This is a genomic window from Streptomyces sp. Tu6071 (assembly GCF_000213055.1).
GTDB classification, from domain to species: Bacteria; Actinomycetota; Actinomycetes; order Streptomycetales; family Streptomycetaceae; genus Streptomyces; species Streptomyces evansiae.
The window spans coordinates 1,685,108-1,702,051 of sequence record NZ_CM001165.1 but is presented as its reverse complement, the minus strand read 5'-3'; the positions used below and the strand labels follow the sequence as shown (position 1 = coordinate 1,702,051).

Below are 16,944 nucleotides of genomic sequence, written 5' to 3'. Positions count from 1 at the left end.
GGTTTTGCGGCTGCTTTTCTGGCTCATTCGTGACCAGCGGAAACGTGCATGGTGAAAGATTTGACCGGCGTCCGGTCGCAACCATCCATCACGGTTATCTGCCTTTACCTGGATTGGCATGTTGGTCAGGCGGGCGGACGCTTGTTAGCATCATGATCATGACTGAATCCCTGGAAACAACTTCGCCCGACCCGACTCGGAGCGGGAATTCCGATACCGGCGCCACCCCGGGTTATACGGTGCCGAAGCAGGTCAACGATATGTGGCGGGAAAAGCCTGTACGCAGATTCTCGATGCGGGACGGCCGCGAAGCCTGGCTGGTGACCGGAAGGGCCGAGGTGCGCACCGTCCTCGCCGATCCGCGGTTCAGTCGCGTCGAGGCGCGGCGGCTCGACGCCGTGATGAGCCCGGCCGTGATCTTCACCAGGCCCGGCATCCTCGACATGGACCCGCCGGAGCACACCCGGCTGCGCCGTCTGGTCGCAGGAGAGTTCAGCGCCCGCCGGATGCGCGCTCTTCGTCCCCGTATCCAGCAGATCGCCGACGAACTGATCGGGACGATGAAGGCGGCCGGGCCGCCCGCGGACCTTGCGGAAGGGCTCTCCTACCCCTTACCGATCGCCGTGATCTGCGAAATCCTCGGCGTCCCCTACGCGGACCGGGAACGCTTCCGCGCCTGGGCCGACCGGGTCAGCGCCCCCGGGACGCAGCCGCAGGAGGCGATGGCGGCGCTGCGCTCCCTCTTCGACTACATGGGCGGATTGGTCGACGACAAGCACGCACACCCGGACGGCAGCCTGCTCCACGGCCTTGTCACCGCCCGCGACGAGCAGGGCCGCCTCGACAACGAGGAGCTGGTCACCCTCGGCTGCGGTCTTCTGCTGGCCGGCTACGAGACGACCGCGACCATGCTCGGCAAGGGGCTGCTGGCGCTGCTGGACAACCCGGACCAGCTGGCCGTGGTGCGCAGCGACCCACGGGCCGTGCCCGCCGCCGTCTCCGAGGTGCTGCGCCACGTCACCCCCGGCGTCGACCCGCACACCGGGCTGATCCGCGCCACCACGGCCGACGTGGAGCTGGGTGGCACCGTCATACCCGCCCACAGCGTGGTCGTCGCGTGCAATACGGCCGCCAACTTCGACCCGGCGACGTTCAGGGACCCGGACCGCTTCGACGTCACCCGTGAGAACGCCGCGGCGCACCTGACGTTCGGACACGGGATGCACCGCTGTGTGGGTGCGCAGCTCGCTCAGATCGAACTGGAGGCCGCGTTCGCTGCCCTCTTCCCGGCGATTCCCGGACTGCGGCTCGCCGTCCCCGCTGACGAGATCACCTACACCCAATCCACGCTCATCAGGGGTCTGCGCTCTCTTCCGGTCCTTTGGTGAGTGTGGGGCAAGTGCTTGTGAAGAAGGGCGCAACCCTGGGTTGACGTAGTGGGCGCACGCCCACTACAGTCAATCCATGGCGAATTCGAAGCTCGGCGGAGAACTCCATCAGCAGCGTGGCACAGCCGAGAACTACGGCCTGGACGCAGAACGCTACGATCGAACTCGACCCCGTTATCCGGATGGCCTGGTGGACCGTATCGTGCGGTCGTGCCCGGGTGAGGAACTACTGAATGTAGGCGCGGGCACGGGTATCGAAGCGCGTCAATTCCAGGCGGCTGGATGCACGGTTCTCGGAGTTGAGCCGGATGCCCGGATGGCGGAGTTCGCGCGGACCCACGGGACGGAAATCGAGATCGCGCGCTTCGAGGAATGGGACTCGGCGGACCGGCGCTTCGACGGCATCATCTCGGGCCAGGCATGGCACTGGGTGGACCCCGAGGTGGGTGCGGCCAAGGCGGCGTCGGTGCTGCGCCCGTCGGGATGCTTCGCCGCGTTCTGGAACGTCGCGGAGCCCCCGGCGGCGGTCCGCGAGGCCTTCCGGAAAATCTACGTCGAGGTGGTGCCGGACGCGCTGGCCACGCGGGCCTACAGCATGCCAGCCCCGCCCCAGATCAGCAGCACGCCGCTGCTCACCAAGACCATCGAGGGCATCCGCAAGGTCGGCGGGTTCGGTGAGCCCGAGCAGTGGCAGTTCGAGTGGGAGTACGTCTACAGCAAGGACGAGTGGCTCGACCAGCTGCCCACCCAGGGGGATCACGGCCAGTTCCAGCCCGACAAGCTGGAGAGGGTGCTGACGGAGGTCGGCGCCGTGATCGACGTCATGGGCGGCAGCTTCGACATGAAGTACACCGCTGTCGCGGTCACCGCGACGCGTTCCGCGTCCTAGCCAAGAACGTGCCGGAAGGGCGCCTGAGCATCCTCCGACCAGCACTGCTGCTGCCCCCGACCGAGACAGTCCGGTTCGGGGGCAGCAACCTGTCGGGGGGAGCGACGCAACCCCGACGGCCAGGACGGGGGCTTCGTCCCGCAGCCGAAGCGGTGTCGAGCAGGCCAACGGCACCCTCAAGCTGCACCGGTGCCTCGCGCGCGACTACGACCGCCGACCCGACAGCCTGGCCGAGCTCGCCGCCCGCAAGGTCATCGACGGCCTCGCCCCTCCCGACCATGCAACGGCCCCCGCGGAGACCGCCACCGCCACCGTCTACAGCGCATCCGTGACCACGTTCAACGAGAACCCCTGGAAGGTGTTCCGCGTCCGCGATCCGCACGAGCACCTCGGCCTGTCCACCGACGAGCCCTCCATCAACGTCACCCGCTCCCGCCTGGGAAGACTCGTCGGCCAAGGAATCCTCGAACCGCCCGGACGTGGCCGGGCGGTAGTGCGGTTGGGCATTGGGGCGTGATTCTGGTCGTCGCCGCGACGCTCGTTTGACGCTCTCGGCCGGGTGAGGACGCCCAAAGGACCTTCTGACCCGCATCTTTGTTCGTGACAAGGCTCGTCACATGTTTCCGATGACGCAACGTTTCGAGTGCGTGGCGATTCTGGAGCCGGTCGAGAAGGGCGCTGAGCCGGGGTTCGTGGCGCAGGCGGTGCGACCGTCCTGTTCCTCTCCGGGCAGCGGGCCGAGTGGGTCGATCGCTCCTTGAAGGTCGTTCGAAGGCAGCTCACCGTGAAGGGGTCGCCCGCACGGTGCCGGGGCACACCACACGGTCGTCCTGGTCATCGCCGAACTCGTCGCTCAGCAAGGGCCTTTGGGCGAAACGGGGGTGCCGCCCCGGCGGGTTCGCGGGGCGGCTCCTGCCCAGGTCAGCGCGTCGGCGGGCGCGTCCGGGCCGACTCGATTTCGGGGACGTGCTGTTCGGCCCAGAGCCGCACCGCGCGCAACGGGACGAGCAGGGAGCGGCCCAGCGAGGTGAGCTCGTACTCGACGCGGGGCGGGTTCTCGTCGTACTCCCGTCGGCTGATCAGGCCGTCTGCCTCCAGGGAGCGCAGGGTCTCGGTGAGTGCTTTCGACGTGATCCCCCGGATGTGCGCCTTCAGTTCACTGAAGCGGCGCGGGCCGTCCTCCAGGGCGTTGACGACGAAGACGGTCCAGCGCGCGCCGATGCGGTGGAGCACCGTGCGGCTCGGGCAGGTCGCCGCCATCACGTTGTACGCCTTTCCCATGACCGTCCCGGTTTCGTTGAAGATACCGGTATCGAATCTATACCGTCAGTCGCGATTCGGAGAAGGGACGTGGAGTACGTGGACAGGATTCTGGTGATCGGCGGGGCGCGTGCGCTCGGTGCCGCCATCGCGAGGCGCGCCGCGAAGGATGGGTACGAGGTCGTGGTCGGCGCGCGCGACGTGGCGGCGGCCGAGGCGTTGGGCGCCGAGATCGGTGGCGGGGCCTTGCGGATCGACCTCCAGGACGAGGCGTCGATCGCGGCGGCGGCTGAAGTGCTGCGGGACGGGGTCGCCCACATCGTGACAACCGGTTCGGCGCCGCACGACGTGCGCGTGACGGAGCTGGACCGGGAGGGCTTGCTTGCCGCTTTCACGGCCAAGGTGATCGGCCCGATGCTCGTGGCCAAGCATTTCGCCCCGGTCCTGCGGCCGGGCGGTTCGATGGTGCTGTTCTCCGGTGTGGTCGGCTGGCGGCCGGGGCCGGGCTCGCTGGTCAAGGGGGTCACGAACGGTGCCGTCGAATACGCGGCGCGCCACCTCGCCGCGGAGCTGGCTCCCGTCCGCGTCAACGCCGTGTCGCCCGGCGTCGTGGATTCGGGTGCCTGGGACCGGCTAGGCGAGAAGCGGGCCGCTGTGCTGAGCGGAAGTGCCGCCAAGACTCTCGCCGGACGGCACGGCGAGAGCGAGGACATCGTGGACGCCGTGATGTGGCTCCTCGGCGCGGGTTTCGTCTCGGGCGAGACCATCCACGTGGAGGGCGGCTCCCGGCACAAGTTCGTCTGACCGGCCGGACGCGCGCGTCCGCTGAGGGGACGGGATTCTGCAGACCACTCAGGCCCGTCCCCCTGCCGCCGGGACGCCCCCGAGCAGGAGGGGGTCGACTTGGCGATGGCCGTGCACACGACCGAGTCGGACTCGTTCCCGTACACGGCGATCGTGGAGACGCCGGGGTTGCCCGGCCACAGCCGGGAGACCGTGACCCCGGCGCACGACAAGGCTGCGATGCGCGACAGACTGCGCGAACAGGGCGTCGACGCCACAGCCTCGCGGACCTGCCCCGGCTTTTCGCGCGCGCGGAGGAGCCGGGGGAGGACGAGCCGGGGCTCCGCGACGCGGTTCGGGCTGAAGCCGAAGGTGCGGCGCAGCGAGAGGGGCGCCGCGCTGCCCTCCACGCGTACGGTCGTGATGTCGTACGCCTCGTGCGGGGCCCAGCTCGCGCGGAGGGCGACGGAGACGCCGCCGGAGGTGGGCGGAAGCCGCGCGCGGTGTCCTCGACGTCGCCCGCCGGCCCCCGGCCCGCGCGTCGGCGCCGCGCCAGGAGGTGGCGTGGGACTGCCCGAGGAAGTCGGCCGAGACTGAGCCGAGTACCCGCGTGTAGTGCGCGACCGGGCCGAGCGACGGGCCGACCGCGTCGAGGGGGTGCCAGCCGAGATCCACGAGGGCACCGCCGTTGGAGAGGACGCCGCGGGTGAACCAGCCCCCCAGGTCCGGCACCCCCTTGGCCCGTACCCACGTCGCCTTGCCCGCCCACTCCGCGCCGTGCGCGTGCGCGGCGTCCTGGATGAGCGGGACTCCGCTGTCCGCCGAGAGCTTCGCGCGCGCGTCCATGCCGCACTTCTGGTCCGTCATGTGGACGGGCATGATCGCGGCGGTGCGCGGGGTGACCGCCGCGGCGGCGGCCGTTGTTCGCGAGCGGCAGCACCGGCGAGCGGGGATGCGCCAACTTCGCCCGTTACTTCTTCCTCGACCCCGGCTCCCGGGACTCCTCTGTCCACTGGCCGGACGGCGCGAGGGCCACGGTCACTGTGCTCCGCGCCGAAACCGGACGTGAACCCGAGGACCGGGCCCTGCGCGAGCTGATCGGGGAACCGTCCGCGCGAAGCGCCGACTTCCGCGACATGCGGGCCCGTCATGACGTCCGCATCCGTCACGAAGGCACCGAAGGGCTGGAGCATCCGGACCTCGAACGCCTGGAGTTGACCTTCCGGCACCTTGAACTGCCCCTGTCCCGACGTGCCGTCCACGACTCGACCGTCTACGCGGCCGAGCCGGGTACCCCCTCGGAAGACCGTCTCGGAGTCCTCGCCCGTCGGACCGGTTCCGCGGGCCTCGACCGCGGAACCGGTCCACCCGCCCCACTGATCTCAGGCGCTGAGGGACCGTGCCGCCTGCTCCAGGAGTTCCTGGATGCGGAGGCCGCGTGCCGCGTCCGGGGCGGTGGTGACTCCGGTGCGCACGGCGGTGGCGAAGGTGGTTCGCAGGATGGGCCAGCACTCCTCGTGGTCGATGCCCGCCGTGTCGTAGACCAGTTCCTCGTCGGGGCCGAAGAGTTCGACGCGCGTGCGGGTGCGTGGCAGGCGTACGGCGCCCGAGAGCGAGGCCTGGCTCGTCGCGCCGTTCTCGTGCGCGCAGGTCAGTTCCGTCCAGCGGCGCGGGTCGCCCGTGGCGCGGACCGAGACGATGGGGGAGACGGCCGCGTCGAGCAGGTCGAGCAGGTGGGGGCCGAGGTCGAGGAGGGCGCCGTGCTCCAGGCGCCAGGCGGTGGCCTGGTCGCCCTCCAGGAAGGCGCCGTGCAGGTAGCAGGAGCGCGCGCCGCTCGTGTCGTGGTGCGCGGCGCGGGCCAGGAAGTCCTGGGTCGCGGGGTGGTAGCGCTTGGTCAGGACGAGCTGGGAGACGACGCCGTGCTCGGCGACGGCGTCGGCGACCGCGCGTGCGGCGGCCAGGTCCGCGCCGAGCGGCTTCTCGAGGAGCAGCGCGCGACCGGCGGCGGCGGCCCGTACCGCGAGCGGGGCCTGGACGGCCGGGGGGACGGCGAAGGCGACGGCCTCGCAGGTGTCGAGCAGTTCCTCGAAGGACCCGGCGGCGGTGGCGCCGTGCTCGGCGGCGAGCGCGGCGGCGGCCTCCGGGCGGCGCGCCCACACGGCGGTGAGCCGGGTCTCGGGGCCCGCGGCGAGGACCCGCGCGTGCATCGTGCGGGCCCAGGGGCCCGCGCCGACGAGTCCGACGCGGACCGGGGCCGGGTTCCCGGCGGTGGGGGCGGCGGGGTCGTGCATGGTGTTCTCCGGGTGGTACGGGCGGGCCCGCGAGGTCAGCGGGCGGCGCCGGTGGTGGCGCGGGTGAGCGCGTGCAGGCGCGCGTCGGCCCGCTCGGGTGCGTAGAGGTGGTCCACGACCATGATCGCGGCGCCCAGGAGGCCCGCGCGGTCGCCGAGTTCGGAGGTGAGGACCTGGAGGTGGGCGGTGGTCCGCGGCATGGCGCGCTGGTAGAGCAGTTCGCGTACGCCGGTGAGGAAGGGGGTGCTCGCGAGGTCGCCGCCGAGTACGAGTACCCCGGGGTTGAGGAGGGTGACGACCGTGACCAGGACCTCGCCGATGCGCTGCCCGGCGCGGCGGCTCAGGCGGACCGCGTCCGGCTGTCCGGCGGCGAGGTGGGCGCGCACGTCGTGCCCGGAGGCGGTCGGCACGCCCGCCTCGGTGAGCTGAGCGGCGATGGCGCCCCCGCTCGCGACCGCGGCGAGGCAGCCGGTGGAGCCGCACATGCAGACGACGTCGGGCCGGTCGTGCAGCCGGATGTGCCCGATGTCGCCCGCGCCGCCGTCGATACCCCGGTAGAGGGCGCCGTCCACGACGACCCCGGCGCCGATGCCGGTGGACGCCTTGACGAAGACGAAGGCGCGGCAGTCGGGGTGGAGGGCGCGTTGCTCGCCGAGTGCCATGAGGTTGGCGTCGTTGTCGACGAAGACCGGCAGCGGTTCCTCGCGCGGCCGGCGGCCGACGTGGGCGGCGTAGTACTCGCGGAAGCGTTCGCGCAGCGGGTAGCCGTCCCAGCCGGGCATGATCGGCGGCTGGACGAGCAGCGCGCGTTCCCAGTCGACGGGGCCGGGCACGCTCAGGCCGACGCCGCAGACGCGTTCGGGCGGTTGGCCGCTCGCGTCGAGCAGTTCGGCGAACCAGCGCGCGAGTTGGTCGAGGACCACGTCGGGGCCGTCCGCTATCACCAGGGCGTCGCGGTGCTCGGCGAGGACCGTCCCGGCCAGGTCGACGACGGCCGCGCGGGCGTGCCGGGTCTCCAGGTCGGCGACGAGGACGACCGCGTGCCCGGGGTCGAACTCCAGCCGCGCGGAGGGCCGCCCGCCGGTGGAGGTGCCGCTGCTGCCGCGCAGCCAGCCGGCGGCGAAGAGCTGGTCGAGCCGGTGGCCGACGGTGGAGCGGGAGAGGCCGGTGGCCTCCTGCAACTCCCCGCGCGTGATGGCCGCGCCGCTGCGGATCAGCCGCAGGAGGTGGCCCGCGCTCGCCTGGGTGTGCGCCATCAGCGTCCTTCGTCCCCCTCAGTCGTGGCCGGGACTTTCCCCGGCGCTCACCCGGTCAGCATGCCGCGTCCTTGTTACGGGCCCGGGGCGGCCCCGTGTCCCCGGGGTCCCCCGTTCCCATGATCCACGGCTGTCGCCGTACCCGGCAGACGGTACCGCCGGTGGCGAGGGCTCCGTCCGGGACCTGTCCGGTCCTCAGCCCTTGTCGGCGCCCGCCGTCAGACCCTCGGTCAGCATCTTCTCCGCCGCGAAGAACAGGGCGACGACGGGGATGGTGAGGACGACCGAACCGGCCATCAGGACCGTCTTGGAGACCTCGATGCCGTTGGCGAGTTGCTGGAGTCCGAGGGAGACGGTCCACTTGCCGGGGTCGGCGGCGAGGAAGAGGAGCGCGAACAGGAACTCGTTCCAGGCGATCATGAAGACGTACAAGCCGGTGGCCATGAGGGTGGGCAGCGCCAGCGGCAGGATGATCTTGCGGACTGTCTGGAGCCGTGAGGCGCCGTCTATCGCCGCCGCCTCCTCGATGCTGTACGGGATGGTGACGAAGTAGTTCTTGAGCATGTAGATCGACACCGGCACCGTCTGCGCGATGTAGACGACGGCGAGGCCGACGAGGCTGCCCGAGAGGCCCATCTTCGCGAACATGACGAAGAGCGGGACGGCGAGCAGGGTGGCAGGGAAGAGGTAGACGGCGAGGAAGAGGGCGCCGACCTGCCGGTTGCCGAAGAACTTGAGCCGGCTGACCGCGTAGGCGCCCGGAACGGCCGCCGCGAGGGTCAGCAGCACCGTCGCCACGGCGACGAGCGCCGAGTTGAGGAGCATCCCGAGGAAGCCCTGCCCGCCCTCTGAGGTGGGCTTGAGGACGCTCTCGTACGTGGCGAACGTGAACTCGCGGGCGCTGATCCACAGCCGCCCCGGGTCGAGCAGCAGCGCGTCGATGGGCTTCAGCGACAGCAGCAGCATGTAGTAGAAGGGCACGATCGTGATGAGTGCCAGGAACAGGATCACGACCCAGCGCAGCACGCCGAAGAGGCGTTCCTCGAACTGGGCGCGGGTCATGCGGGACGCGCGGCTCATGCGGACTCCTCCTGCACCTTCTTGGCGAAGAACTTGAAGTAGACGCCCAGCAGGAGCATGAGCACGACGGCCAGCACGAGCGCCTGGGCGGAGGCGGCTCCCACGTCGAAGCGCGAGGTGAGGAAGTCGTAGACGCGCACGGCCACCACGTCGGTGCCCGAGCCGCCGCCGGTGAGCAGGTACACGTCGTCGAACTTGTTGAACGTCATGATGAAGCGCAGCACGCTCAGCAGCGCGATGACCGGCATGAGCTGCGGCAGCAGGATGTGCCGGAAGCGCTGGGTGGGGGTGGCGCCGTCCACCTGGGCGGCTTCCTCCAGCGAGTCGGGTACGGCCTGGAGGCGGGCCAGCAGGAAGAGGAAGGCGAAGGGGAAGTAGCGCCACGTCTCGAAGGCGATGACCGTCAGGAGTGCCAGCGGGATGTCGAAGTGCGCGCCGAGCAGGCTCACTTCGTAGGACCGTGTGGACAGGAAGGCGATCGGGTCGTCCCAGCCGAAGAGCTTGCGGCCCCACTCGTTGACGATGCCGTACTGCGGGCTGAGCGCGACCTCCCACACGAAGGAGACGGCGACGACGGGTGCCACGTAGGGCAGCAGCATCGCCGCGCGCAGCAGGCCCCGGCCGCGGAAGGGCCGGCGCAGGGCGAGGGCGGCGACGAGGCCGAGGATCACGGAACCGGCGGTCGCGCCGACGGTGTAGGCGAGTGTCGTGCCGAGGCTGCTCCAGAAGCCGGGCGAGCCGAAGACCTGGGCGAAGTTGTCGAGCGTCCACCGGCCGAAGAGCCCGTTGTCCTGGATGTCGACGAGCTTGGCGTTCTGGAAGGCGAGCAGGACGGTCCACAGGATGGGCACGATCACCACCACCAGCACCACGAGGAAGGTGGGGGTGACGAAGGCGATGCCGGCGCGGTTCTCCCGCCGGCTCGCGGTGCGCGGGGTGGCGCGGCGCTTCGTCGCGTCGCGCGGGGGTGTGCTCATGGAGTTACCTCAAGGGGGTACGGCCAGGGGAAGGGGCCTGCGGGGGACACGGCCCGGGGGAGGGGGAGCGGGGCAGGGCGGGAGGCGGACGCCCGCGGTGCCGGGCGCGGGGGGCGTCCTACGGCACCGCGCGGGGCGTCACTGGAGGGACTTGCGCAGGGCCTCGACCTCGGAGTTCGCCTCCTCGGCGGCCGAGTCCGGGGACTCCTGACCGCCGGTCATCGCGCCGATCGCCTTGGCGACGGGGAGTTCGCCGTTGGTCGCGCCCACCAGGGTGCCCTGTCCCTCGGTGAGGCCCCAGCGCCGCATTCCCTTGATGCCGTCGAGCAGTTGGTCCGTGAGGCCGTCGGGGTACGCCTGCTTGAGCGAGCGCTTCTTGTCCACGCCCATGTCCGCCTGGCGCCAGGCGGTGCGGAAGACGTCGGGGTCCTTCGGCGTGCCGTTGCGGACCGGGATCTTGCCCTCCGGGGCCATGCCGAACCAGTCCGCGTAGCCCTTGCCCATCATGTAGTCGACGAAGGAGCGCGAGGCGGCGGTCTCGGCGGTCCGGGTCACGGCCCAGGAGGTGATCTCGCCGAACTGGGCGGGCCGCTGGGCGTCGGGGCCCTGGAGCGCGGTGACGATGCCGGTGTTGCGGGCCAGGAAGTCCGGGTCCTTCTTGCACTGCGGGCAGCTCGGGAGCGCGTCGGAGCGCAGACCGGCCAGCTCGTCGAGGAGGAAGGAGGACCAGACCATCATCGCGGAGCGCCCGGCGAAGTAGGTGGCGCGGGTGGTGTCCACGCTCTGGGTGCCCGGGGCGCCGTGCTCGCGGGCCAGGGTGTCGTAGGTCTTGAAGGAGGTGCGGCAGGCCGGGGAGTCGAGGGTGACCTCCCCCTTGTCGTTCACGAGGCGGCAGCCGTTGGCGAGGGCCAGGTCCTCGAAGCTCTGCTGGGTGAACACGTCGGAGGGGTCGGTGGCGAGTGATATGCCGTCCATGTCGCCCTTGTCCAGCTTCGCCGCCGCCTTGAGGGCGCTCGCGTAGCTCGTCGGCGCCTTCAGTCCGGCCTCGGCGAAGAGGTCCTTGCGGTAGACGAGCAGTTGAAGCCACGCGTCGGACGGGACGGCCAGCCGCTTGTCGCCGTCGGCGGTGAGCGAGAGCGCGTTGGACTGGAAGGTCTTCGGGTCGAGGTCGGCGACGATCTTCCTGGTGACGTCCGTGTTGAGCAAGCCGTTGCCGTACATCTGCCAGACCTGGCCGAGCGGGACCGCGCCGATGACGTCGGGCAGCTTCCCCGCCGCCGCCGCGGACATGATGAGCTGCGGCAACTGCGCCTCGTCCACGCCCACGAGGTCGACGTGCACGCCCGATTCCTTCTCGAAGCGCCGCACGACCTTCTTCGTGGCCGCCATCCGGGGCGGCAGGTTCTCCTGCGTCCAGACCGTGATCCGTTTGTCCGGCTGTTGTTCGCCCGAGTTCCCGCACCCGGCGAGCAGCCCGGCGACGAGGGTCGCGGCGAGCCCTGCCAGAGCCGTCCTGGTCCCTCGGGCCTTCCACGCCATGCTGTTTCCTCACGCTACTTACGTTGATCGTCAACGCATCTCAGCATCACTTTTGCTTCTTGACAAGACATAAGCCTGGGATATCTTCGACGGAAGTGAGTGATCACCCGCACCACCTTCCCCTCACGACCGGAGCAGTCCCGTGGAAAGCGTCGTCCAGTTCACCGGCCCCCGACAGGTCGAGGTCGCCTCGCACGAGAGCGCCGAACTTCCCCCCGGCCACCTGCGGGTACGCACGCGCTACAGCGGGATATCCGCGGGTACGGAACTCACCGCGTACCGGGGCACCAACCCCTACCTGACGCGCACCTGGGACGCCGAGGCCCGCCTCTTCCGCGACGGCGCGGCCGGTATCGAGTACCCGGTGGCCGGCTGGGGCTACTCCGAGGTGGGCGAAGTGACCGAAGTCTCGCCCGAACTCGTCGGCCGCCCCGGCGTACCCGCTCCCGGCGACCTCGTCTGGGGCATCTGGGGCCACCGCAGCGAGGGCATCGTCCCCGTCGAGCGCATGACCGGCCACACCCTCCCGAGCGGCCTCGAACCGCTCGCCGGTGCCTTCGCCCGGGTCGGCGCCATCGCCTACAACGCCGTCCTGGCCGCCGACATCCACGTCGGCGAGGACGTCGCGGTCTTCGGACAGGGCGTCATCGGCCTGCTCACCACCCGGCTCGCCCAGCTCAACGGCGCCCGCGTCACCGCCGTCGACGCCCTCGACGGCCGCCTCGCCACCGCCCGCTCCTACGGCGCGACCCACGCCCTCAACGCCCGCACCGACGCCGTCGCCGAGCGCATCCGCGAAGCCACCGACGGCGCCGGAGCGGACGTGGCCATCGAGATCAGCGGCGCCTACCCCGCCCTGCACGAGGCACTGCGCTCGGTCACCGTGGGAGGCCGCGTCGTCGCCTCCGGCTTCTACCAGGGCGACGGCGCCGGCCTGCGCCTGGGCGACGAGTTCCACCACAACCGCGTCCAGCTCATCTGCTCCCAGATCGGCGGGGTGCCCCCGCAGCTCGCGGGCCGCTGGACGGTCGAACGTCTCCAGCGCACCTTCCTCGCCCTCGTCGCCGAGGGCAGGGTGGACGTCTCCGGCCTGGTCAGCCACGTCGTCCCGGTCGCCGAAGCAGCCGACGCCTACGCCCTGCTGGACGAGCACCCCGCCGACGCGCTCCAGGTCGTCCTCAGCTTCTGAGAGCGCGCGGGACGCGGCGGAGAGCCCCGGTTCTCCGCCTCGTCCCCCCACGCCGCATCCGGCCCCGCCCCATCCACGTCCCCCGCGTGTCGCGCCCGCGGCACGGAAAGGCCCCGCCAAGCCATGTTGAAGATCGCCTGCCAGGAACAGCTGCTGCCCGGGGGGAGCCTCCAGGAGAAGTGGGACTTCGCCCAGGAGGCCGGCTACGACGCCGTCGAGCTGCGCTCCCAGGGCGAGTTCCGCTTCCGCGACCGGCTCCCCGAACTGCTGCGCGCCCGCGCGGACGGGGTCGTCATGCCCACCGTGTGCGTCGAGATGCCGCACTTCTTCGCCGCCTTCGACGACGACCTGCGCCGCGACGCCCTGGAGCAGATGAAGTCGCAGCTCAGCGTCGCCGCCGAGATCGGCGCGCTCGGCGTGCAGACCCCCGCCTCGTACGGAATGTTCTCGCGCCGGCTGCCGCCCTTCGAGCCGCCGCGCTCCGAGGAGGAGGACCGCGAGGTCCTGCTCTCCGGGCTCACCGAACTCGGCGAGCACGCCCGCGCCGAGGGTGTCACCCTCTTCCTCGAACCGCTCAACCGGTACGAGGACCACATGGTCAACCGGCTCGACCAGGCCGCCGGACTGATCGCCGCCGTCGGCCTCGACTCGGTGCGCATCGGCATCGACAGCTACCACATGAACATCGAGGAGTCCGATCCGGCCGCCGCGATCCTGGCCGCGGCCCCCTTCATCGGGCACGCGCAGGTCAGCGACTCCAACCGCTTCCAGCCCGGCGCCGGTCACCTCGACTGGTCCGCGTGGCTGGGCGCCCTGCACACCATCGGCTTCGACGGCTACCTGGCCGCCGAGTGCCGCCTGACGGGCGACCCCCTCGAGGCCGTCCGCTCCCTCCCCGCCTTCCTGCGGAGGTCGGGGGCGTGACCGAGCCGCTCACCGCTCCCGTGCCCACCGCCGCCACGGACCTGACGCTGTGGCGCGGTGCGGCACGGGTCCTGCTCCAGAACTGGCGGGGGGACTCGACCGTCCCCTCGCCGGGGCTCTACCCCCACCAGTGGAGCTGGGACTCCGCGTTCATCGCCATCGGCCTGCGCCACCTCTCGGTGCGCCGCGCCCAGCGCGAACTGGAGACCCTGACCCTCGCGCAGTGGGGCGACGGACGCATCCCGCACATCGTCTTCAACCCCGCCGTCCCGCTCGCCGCCTACTTCCCGAGCCCGGACTTCTGGCGCTCCTCGCGAGCCGGGGCGGCGCTCGGCGCGCCCCGCCACATCGAGACGTCCGGCATCGTGCAGCCGCCCGTGCACGCGCTCGCCACCTGGCTCGTGCACCGCTTCGACCCCGCGCTCTCCCGGCGCCGCGGCTTCCTGGAACGGCTGCGCCCCCGGCTCGCCGCCTGGCACGACTACCTCACCGGGCAGCGCGACCTCGGCGGCGGCGGCCTCGCGGCCGTCGTGCACCCCTGGGAGGCGGGCATGGACAACAGCCCCGCCTGGGACGGGCCCCTCTCCCGCGTCGAACCGGTCCCGGCCGCGTCCTACCGGCGGGCCGACCTCGACCACGGCGCCTCCGCCGAACGCCCCACCGACCTCGACTACGGCCGCTACGTGCGCCTCGCGACCGACTACCGCGACGCGGGCTACCTGGACACCGCGCCGTTCTCCTTCGCCGTCGAGGACCCCTGCGTCAACGCCCTGCTCATCGCCTCCGAGCACGCCCTCGCGGACATCACCGCCGAACTGGGCGGCGACCGGGCCCCGCACGAGCGGCGCGCGGCCCGCTTGACGGACGCGCTCGTCACGCGCCTGTGGTCGCCGGAGGAGGGCATGTTCCTCAACCGCGACCTCGGCCCGGACCGGCTCGTGCCCGCGCGCAGCGCCGCCGGACTCGTGCCGCTCCTCGTCCCGGGGCTGCCCACGCACGTGGCGGACACGCTCGTACGCACGGCCAAGGGCGCGAGCTTCGGCCTCGGCACCCTGCCGCTGGTCCCCTCCTACGACCTGCGCGGCCCGGACTTCGACCCCTCCCGCTACTGGCGCGGACCCGCCTGGTTCAACATCAACTGGCTGCTGGAGCGCGGACTGCGCCTGCACGGCTACACGGGCGAGGCCGACCGGCTGCGCGCGTCGATGCTCCGCGAGGCGGGGGCCAGCGGCTTCGCCGAGTACGTCGACCCCCGCACCGCCGAGGCGCGCGGCACCCGGTCCTTCGGCTGGACGGCGGCCCTCGGCCTCGACCTGCTCGCCGCCCCGAGCCTTCCCACGCCTCGCGGGGGCGGGGACCCCGCCCCCGCCGCGACCCGGCCCGGTGCCCGAGAGAGGACCGCCGTATGAGCACCACCGACACCACTGTCCTCGTCCACGAGGGCACCTTCGCCGTCCTCGGCGCGGACGGCGGGCTCACCGGCCGCCGCGGCAGCGGCCCGGACGGCCTCTTCCGCCGCGACGCCCGCCACCTCAGCCGGTACGAGCTGACGGTGGACGGGGCGGCCCCGCAGGTCCTCGTCCCGTTGCGCGAGGAGGACGGCGGCGCCACCTGCGTGCTCGCCCCGGCCGGCACCCGGGACACCCCGCCCGCCCACACGGTCGTCCGCGACCTCGCCGTCGTCTCGGGGGCGCTCGTGGAGCGCGTCCGGCTCGTCAACAACGGCCCCGGGGCGCGCACCGCGCGCCTCGCCCTCCTCGTGGACGCCGACTTCGCCGACCAGTTCGAGCTGCGCTCCGACCAACGTGTCTACGCCAAGGACGACGCCCGCCGCACCGTGCGCCCCGAGGCGGACGGCCTGCGCTGGACCTACACGCGCGGGACCTGGGAATCGGCCACCACCCTCACCGCCTCCCCGGCGCCCGCGGCCGTCGAGGAGGCCGGGACCACCGCCCGGTGCTTGCTGTGGGACCTCGACCTGCCCGCGCTCGGCTCCGCGGAGGTCCTGCTGCGCGTCGAGGCGCGAGCGCACGGCGCCGCGGAGCCCGCGCCCGGCACCGACCCCACAGCCATCGCCGCTCGCGCCCGCGCGGACACGGGTGCGAGGAGCCTGCCCGTGCCGCCGCAGGCGCCCTCGGGACTCGCCGAGGCGTGCCGGCGCGGGCTCGACGACCTCGACCGGCTGCGCGTCACGGCGCACGGCCCGGCCGGTGCGGAACTGTCGGTCCCGGCCGCCGGGGTGCCCTGGTTCCTCACCCTCTTCGGACGCGACTCGCTGCTCACCTCGTTCTTCGTCCTGCCCTACCGCCCCGCGACCGCCGCCGCGACCCTGCGGGCGCTCGCCGCCCTCCAGGGCACCGCCTACGACGCGGAGCGCGGCGAGGAACCGGGCCGTATCGTGCACGAGGTGCGGCACGGCGAACTCGCGCACTTCCGCCAGGTGCCCTACGGGCGCTACTACGGCTCCGTGGACGCCACCCCGCTCTTCCTCGCGCTGCTCGGCGCCTACACCGAGACGACCGGCGACCCGGGCCCGGCCCGCGAACTGGAGCGGCACGCGCGCGCCGCCGTGGACTGGATGCACGGCGACGGCGGGCTCGACGCGCACGGTTACCTCGTCTACCGGCCTGACCCGGACGGCCTCGTCAACCAGAACTGGAAGGACTCGGCCGGGGCGATCTGCTTCCGCGACGGCACCCAGGCCGAGGGCCCGGTCGCCGTCGTGGAGGCCCAGGGCTACGCCTACGACGCGCTGCTGCGTACCGCCCGGCTGGCAAGGGAGCACTGGGACGACCCCGCCTACGCCACGCGTCTGGAGGAGACGGCGACGGCGCTGCGCGCACGCTTCGCACGTGATTTCTGGCTCGCCGACGAGGACTTCCCCGCGCTCGCCCTGGACGGAAAGGGCCGTCAGGTCGACGGCCTCGCCTCGGACGCGGGCCACCTGCTGTGGTCGGGCATCCTCGACGAGGACCGCGCCCGCCGCGTGGGCAACCGTCTGCTGGAGCCGGACTTCTTCACCGGCTGGGCGGTGCGCACGCTCGCCGCGGGCCAGCCCGCCCACCACCCGCTCTCCTACCACCGGGGCAGCGCCTGGCCGCACGACAACGCGGTCATCGCCCTCGGCCTGGCCCGCTACGGGATGGGGGAGGCGGTGCGCACCCTCACGGCGGCGCTCGCGGAGACCGCCGCCCACCACGGCGGGCGCCTCCCGGAGGTACTGGCCGGGTACGACCGGTCCCTGCACGCGCGCCCCGTCCCCTACCCGCACGCCTGCAGCCCCCAGGCGTGGGCGGCGGCTACCCCCCTCGCGCTGCTCACCAGCCTGCGCACGGTGGAGGAGGGGACGGCCGGTACGCGGGGCTGAG

The 16,944-nt window shown here is 72.1% G+C and carries 14 protein-coding genes and 2 pseudogenes; 9 read left to right on the top strand and 7 right to left on the bottom strand.

Annotated features, from left to right (window positions below; translation table 11 throughout):
* Positions 1-158: 158 nt before the first annotated feature.
* From STTU_RS06915 to STTU_RS35280, 3 genes are all read left to right on the top strand, one after another.
* On the top strand, positions 159-1,388 hold the full coding sequence (locus STTU_RS06915) for a cytochrome P450 (protein ID WP_007821175.1): 1,230 nt from the start codon (positions 159-161) through the stop codon (positions 1,386-1,388).
* Between the two features lie 76 nt (positions 1,389-1,464).
* Positions 1,465-2,277, top strand: a complete 813-nt coding sequence (locus STTU_RS06910; RefSeq protein ID WP_007821173.1) for a class I SAM-dependent methyltransferase — start codon at positions 1,465-1,467, stop codon at positions 2,275-2,277.
* 328 nt (positions 2,278-2,605) lie between these two features.
* A complete protein-coding gene (locus STTU_RS35280) occupies positions 2,606-2,794 on the top strand; it encodes a hypothetical protein (protein ID WP_106432118.1) in 189 nt (62 codons plus the stop codon).
* A gap of 404 nt (positions 2,795-3,198) precedes the next feature.
* Here STTU_RS35280 and STTU_RS06905 read toward each other — a convergent pair whose 3' ends face one another.
* Positions 3,199-3,558 (bottom strand): winged helix-turn-helix transcriptional regulator, encoded by a 360-nt coding sequence (locus STTU_RS06905; RefSeq protein WP_007821169.1) that lies wholly within the window; start codon positions 3,556-3,558, stop codon positions 3,199-3,201.
* A gap of 69 nt (positions 3,559-3,627) precedes the next feature.
* On the opposite strand from STTU_RS06905, the gene STTU_RS06900 reads away from it, so the two are divergent.
* Positions 3,628-4,341 (top strand): SDR family oxidoreductase, encoded by a 714-nt coding sequence (locus STTU_RS06900; protein WP_007821165.1) that lies wholly within the window; start codon positions 3,628-3,630, stop codon positions 4,339-4,341.
* Positions 4,342-5,076: 735 nt separating this feature from the next.
* Here the strand turns inward: STTU_RS06900 and STTU_RS35275 are convergent.
* Positions 5,077-5,238, bottom strand: a pseudogene (locus STTU_RS35275) (DegT/DnrJ/EryC1/StrS family aminotransferase); the annotation flags it as partial.
* Positions 5,239-5,240: 2 nt separating this feature from the next.
* On the opposite strand from STTU_RS35275, the pseudogene STTU_RS32790 reads away from it, so the two are divergent.
* Positions 5,241-5,573, top strand: a pseudogene (locus STTU_RS32790) (DNA-binding protein); the annotation flags it as partial.
* Positions 5,574-5,702: 129 nt separating this feature from the next.
* On the opposite strand, the gene STTU_RS06890 reads toward STTU_RS32790, so the two are convergent.
* The 5 genes from STTU_RS06890 to STTU_RS06870 form a co-directional block, all read right to left on the bottom strand.
* Positions 5,703-6,611 carry a Gfo/Idh/MocA family protein gene (locus STTU_RS06890; RefSeq protein WP_007821161.1) on the bottom strand — a complete coding sequence of 303 codons (909 nt, stop codon included), beginning with the start codon at positions 6,609-6,611 and terminating at the stop codon, positions 5,703-5,705.
* A 35-nt stretch (positions 6,612-6,646) separates the two neighbouring features.
* A complete protein-coding gene (locus tag STTU_RS06885; protein WP_007821160.1) occupies positions 6,647-7,867 on the bottom strand; it encodes an ROK family transcriptional regulator in 1,221 nt (406 codons plus the stop codon).
* Between the two features lie 195 nt (positions 7,868-8,062).
* Complete coding sequence (locus STTU_RS06880) at positions 8,063-8,947, bottom strand: carbohydrate ABC transporter permease (RefSeq protein WP_043254424.1); 885 nt, start codon at positions 8,945-8,947, stop codon at positions 8,063-8,065.
* Positions 8,944-9,924, bottom strand: a complete 981-nt coding sequence (locus STTU_RS06875; protein WP_007821154.1) for a carbohydrate ABC transporter permease — start codon at positions 9,922-9,924, stop codon at positions 8,944-8,946. Before STTU_RS06875 ends, STTU_RS06880 begins: the two co-directional genes overlap by 4 nt.
* A gap of 138 nt (positions 9,925-10,062) precedes the next feature.
* Positions 10,063-11,463, bottom strand: coding sequence for an ABC transporter substrate-binding protein (locus STTU_RS06870; RefSeq protein WP_007821153.1), 1,401 nt, complete (start codon positions 11,461-11,463; stop codon positions 10,063-10,065).
* 142 nt (positions 11,464-11,605) lie between these two features.
* Here STTU_RS06870 and STTU_RS06865 point away from each other — a divergent pair, with 142 nt between their 5' ends.
* The 4 genes from STTU_RS06865 to STTU_RS06850 all read left to right on the top strand — a co-directional run bounded on the left by STTU_RS06865 (position 11,606) and on the right by STTU_RS06850 (position 16,943).
* Positions 11,606-12,652 (top strand): zinc-dependent alcohol dehydrogenase, encoded by a 1,047-nt coding sequence (locus STTU_RS06865; RefSeq protein ID WP_007821152.1) that lies wholly within the window; start codon positions 11,606-11,608, stop codon positions 12,650-12,652.
* 123 nt (positions 12,653-12,775) lie between these two features.
* Positions 12,776-13,576 (top strand): sugar phosphate isomerase/epimerase family protein, encoded by an 801-nt coding sequence (locus tag STTU_RS06860; RefSeq protein WP_007821151.1) that lies wholly within the window; start codon positions 12,776-12,778, stop codon positions 13,574-13,576.
* Positions 13,573-14,985 (top strand): MGH1-like glycoside hydrolase domain-containing protein, encoded by a 1,413-nt coding sequence (locus STTU_RS06855; RefSeq protein WP_043254422.1) that lies wholly within the window; start codon positions 13,573-13,575, stop codon positions 14,983-14,985. The genes STTU_RS06860 and STTU_RS06855 overlap by 4 nt, the downstream gene beginning before the upstream one ends.
* Complete coding sequence (locus STTU_RS06850) at positions 14,982-16,943, top strand: glycogen debranching N-terminal domain-containing protein (RefSeq protein WP_043254420.1); 1,962 nt, start codon at positions 14,982-14,984, stop codon at positions 16,941-16,943. Before STTU_RS06855 ends, STTU_RS06850 begins: the two co-directional genes overlap by 4 nt.
* Position 16,944: the final 1 nt, after the last annotated feature.